Origin of the sequence: Actinomadura geliboluensis (assembly GCF_005889745.1) — a bacterium.
Classification (GTDB): domain Bacteria; phylum Actinomycetota; class Actinomycetes; order Streptosporangiales; family Streptosporangiaceae; genus Spirillospora; species Spirillospora geliboluensis.
On the sequence record NZ_VCKZ01000700.1, the window covers coordinates 1 to 1,909 of the forward strand.

The following is a 1,909-nucleotide window of genomic DNA, read 5'->3' on the forward strand; positions in this document are numbered from 1 at the left end:
TCAGCTGTGGCAGATGTGTATAAGAGCCAGGCCTCGGCCTGCGGTGCCTCGGCCTGCGGTGCCGGGGCGGCCTGCTCGGCGGGGGCCTCGGCCGCGGGCGCCTGCCGCTCCTCGGCGGCGGGGGCGCCGCCGCCGGACGGCGCCCCGCCCTCGTCGCCGATGACGGCCAGCTCGGCCCCGACCTCGACGGTCTCGTCCTCGGCGACGGTGATGCTGGTCAGGATGCCCGAGGCGGGCGAGGGGATCTCGGTGTCCACCTTGTCGGTGGACACCTCAAGGAGCGGCTCGTCGGTCTCGACGCGCTCGCCCTCCTTCTTGAGCCAGCGGGTGACGGTGCCCTCGGTGACGCTCTCGCCGAGCTGGGGCATGGTGACGGAGACCGGCATGTCTCAGCGACTCCTTCGTATTACTTGTGCGGCGTTCAGCCGTGCACGTGCAGTGGTTTGCCGGCGAGGGCGAGATGTGCCTCGCCGACCGCCTCGGACTGGGTCGGGTGGGGATGGATCAGCTGGGCGACCTCGCTCGGGAGGGCCTCCCAGTTGTAGATGAGCTGGCCCTCGGCGATGAGCTCGCCGACGCGCGCGCCGACCATGTGGATGCCGAGGACGGGGCCGTCCACGGCCGCGATCACCTTGACCTCGCCCTGCGTCCCCAGGATCTTGCTCTTGGGGTTGCCGGCCAGGTCGTAGACGACCTCCTTGATCTGGTGGCCGCGCTCGCGGGCCACCGCGGACGTGATGCCGACCGAGGCCACCTCGGGGTCGGAGTAGGTGATGCGGGGCACGCCGTCGTAGTCGATCGGCGGCGGGGTGAGCCCGCTCAGCCGCTCGGCGACGAGGATGCCCTCGGCGAAGCCGACGTGGGCGAGCTGCGGGGTCGGGATCAGGTCGCCGACCGCGGAGATCGTGGGGACGTTCGTCCGGCAGTACTCGTCGACCTTCACGAACCCGCGCTCGGTCTCGACGCCGGCCTCGGCCAGCCCGATGCCGTCGGAGATCGGGCCGCGCCCCACCGCGACGAGCAGCAGCTCGGCGTCGATGGTCTTGCCGCCTTCGAGGGTGACGGAGACGCCGCCCTGCGTCGGCTTGGCGCTCTCGAACCGGGTGCCGGTCTCGAACTTGATGCCGCGCTTGCGGAACGCGCGCTCCAGCCGCTTGGAGCTGGACTCCTCCTCCAGCGGCAGCAGGTGCGGCAGCGCCTCCACGATCGTGACCTCGGCGCCGAACGAGCGCCACACGCTGGCGAACTCGACGCCGATCACGCCGCCGCCGAGGATGACGACGGACGCGGGGACGTGCTCCAGCCGCAGCGCGTGGTCGCTGGAGATGACGCGCTCGCCGTCGATCTCCAGGCCGGGCAGGCTCTTGGGCTGCGAGCCGGTGCCGAGGACGATGTGCCCGCCCTCGATCACGCTGGTCGCGCCGTCGGGCGCGGTGACCTCGACGGTGGTCGGCCCGGTCAGCCGCCCGCTGCCGTGCACGACCTCGATGCCGCGGGCCTTGATCAGCCCGGTGAGGCCCTTGACGGTCGTGGAGACGACCTTGTCCTTGTAGGCGTTCACACCGGCCACGTCGATGCCCTCGAACGTGGTCTTGACGCCGAAGTTCGCCGCGTCCCGCGCGTGGTCCGCCACCTCGGCCGCGTGCAGCAGCGCCTTGGTGGGGATGCACCCGCGGTTGAGGCACGTCCCGCCGAGGGACTCGTCCCGCTCGATGAGCGCGACCGATCTGCCGAGCTCGGCGGCGCGCAGCGCGCACGCGTAACCGCCGCTGCCGGCGCCTAGGACGACGATGTCGAAGGTGCCGTTGTTGGCCACTGGACGCTCCATTTCCCCTGTCGCGGCGCCCGCGTGGATCGGGGCGCCCGTAGTGGTAGGGCTGTCTCTTATGCACAGCGGACGCTCCCGGGT

At 71.7% G+C, this 1,909-nt stretch carries 2 protein-coding genes; both read right to left on the reverse strand.

Annotated elements, in window-relative coordinates:
• The coding region (locus ETD96_RS43625; protein WP_338072672.1) for a biotin/lipoyl-containing protein at window positions 1-386 on the reverse strand (386 nt) is incomplete at its 3' end.
• A 35-nt stretch (window positions 387-421) separates the two neighbouring features.
• On the reverse strand, window positions 422-1,816 hold the full coding sequence (gene lpdA / locus ETD96_RS43630) for a dihydrolipoyl dehydrogenase (RefSeq protein WP_205719761.1): 1,395 nt from the start codon (window positions 1,814-1,816) through the stop codon (window positions 422-424).
• Window positions 1,817-1,909 lie beyond the last annotated feature (93 nt).